Raw genomic sequence first — 1,951 nt, forward strand, 5'->3', positions numbered from 1 at the left:
ATGACGGGCTGACCGGGCTGCTCAACCGGTCGTCGTTCGACGAACACCTGCGAGCGGCGGTGCACGACGCCCGAGCGGGCCGGGGCCGCGCCGTCCTGCTGCTGATCGACCTCGACGACTTCAAGAGCGTCAACGACAGATTCGGCCACGGCGGCGGCGATCGGCTCCTGGTCGAACTCGCACGCCGCCTCGACCGATGCGTGGTCGACGGGGTGGTGGCGCGCTTCGGCGGCGATGAGTTCACCGCCCTGGTTCACGCCGACCTCGATACCGGTTGCGCGACGGCTGTCCGCATCGCCGAGGCGATGCGGACAGCACACGAGATCGACGGCCATTCGGTGTCGATCGGCGTGTGCGTGGGAGCCGTGCAGATCGGTCAGGTCGACCGCACACCCGAGGACGACTCCGACGTCCACGACTCCGACACCTCCCACACCTCCGGCGTCGACGAGGACGAGCTGATGCGGCTCGCCGATCGCGCGATGTACAAGGCCAAACACGAGGGCAAGGCCGGCATCTACGCCTACGACACCGCGGGCACACTCCGCGCGGTGTCGAGCGGTTCCGATCAGGCGATTCTGGGCACCAGACCGAAAATGGTTGCAGGCGAACCAGATCCGGACCGGTTGATCGGGCCACCGACCAGAACGTAGGCACCCGTGGCCGGAATCGACTCCAGATTGGTCAGGTTCTCCAGGCTGATCCGACGCCGGTCGTAGAGCTTGACGGACACCGGATAGGTGTCGTCGTTCCCCAGATCGGGTCCGAAGGTGTCGGTACCGAGGGCACCTCTATCGGCGAGCCTGCCCGTGTCGATCAACCACTGCGCCGCCTCCGCGGAGAACCCGGGTTGGTGCGTCACACCGTCCGCGTCCGCGTTGGCGTAGGCATCGGTCCCCCAGCGTGACGCCCATCCGGTCCACAGAATGACAGCCGCCCCTCGCGGAATGGCTCCGTTGACTGCTTCCCAGTTCTGCAGGTCGGCCACCGTCACGGCGTAATCGGCGTCGGCGGCCGCCCGATCACGAATGTCGATCTTCACCGCAGGCAGAAACAGATCCTCCGGATCGAGCTGGTCGGCGGTCAGCCCACCTTCCTGGAAGTGTGCGGGCGCTCCCCAGTGCGTGCCGGTGTGCTCGCCCTCCTTGACGTACTGGAGGTAGAAGCCGTCGTCGGCGACGGTGAACGCCGTCTCGAGCGAGAATTCGGGATCGCCGGGAAAGATCGGGGTGAGCGCCGGATCGTTGATGTGCGACAGCGACACGATCCGGAGCAGTCGGTCCAACGGAACGGCCGGTGTCGGCGGCTGCGCCGAGCCGGTACCGGGCAGAGCGTCGGCGGTGGCGGGTGCCACCAGACGGGCCCCGATCACCACTGCCAAACCTGTTGTCGCACGGCGAAAGAGCTGCCTTCTCTTCATATCCCCGACCCACCTCTCGTCGGCGCCCCGTGCGCCGCCCCGAGGCAACCCTAGGCCACGTCGAGCACGGACGGCAGTATCAACCGATTCGAATCGGGTCTATCTGAACCCGCACTCCACCGCCGAGTTTCTTGGCACTGCGCGACGCCTGAGCGGTGGCCAGCGCACGCGCCAACGCCGCCCCGGTGCTGCGCGGTACGCGTATCAACAGGCGCTGCACATCACCGGGAAGTACGTCCTCACCGCCGCCCGCGGGTGCCCGTTGGCCGTCCGGCAGGTCGACCGGCCCGAGTATTTCCACTGCCTCGGGCAGATCTGCACTCTCCACCAACGCCGTGATCGCATCGGTGGTTCCGTCGATCGCCGCGACGTGCACGGCGGGCGGGAACCGTACCTCGACTCTTTCGTCCAACTGGCTTCGGGCGTGCCACAGTGGATCCCAGCGAACCAGCGCCTGCACCGTGGGTATCTCGGACTCGGCGACGACGACCACGCGGCCACCAGCCGTGCCCGGCCGGACCAAGCCGCGGA

At 67.5% G+C, this 1,951-nt stretch carries 2 protein-coding genes and 1 pseudogene; 1 reads left to right on the forward strand and 2 read right to left on the reverse strand.

What is annotated here, in order from left to right:
• A partial coding sequence (locus tag RHBS_RS27285; RefSeq protein ID WP_145977647.1) for a GGDEF domain-containing protein occupies nucleotides 1–653 on the forward strand: 653 nt, incomplete at its 5' end.
• On the opposite strand, the gene RHBS_RS27290 is transcribed toward RHBS_RS27285, so the two are convergent.
• Complete coding sequence (locus RHBS_RS27290; protein ID WP_121869942.1) at nucleotides 569–1,420, reverse strand: cyclase family protein; 852 nt, start codon at nucleotides 1,418–1,420, stop codon at nucleotides 569–571. The two genes, RHBS_RS27285 and RHBS_RS27290, sit on opposite strands and share 85 nt — an antisense overlap.
• Nucleotides 1,421–1,499: 79 nt before the next feature.
• Nucleotides 1,500–1,951, reverse strand: a pseudogene (locus RHBS_RS27295) (primosome assembly protein PriA); the annotation flags it as partial.

It is taken from the genome of Rhodococcus sp. BS-15, from assembly GCF_000813105.1.
Classification (GTDB): Bacteria; Actinomycetota; Actinomycetes; order Mycobacteriales; family Mycobacteriaceae; genus Rhodococcoides.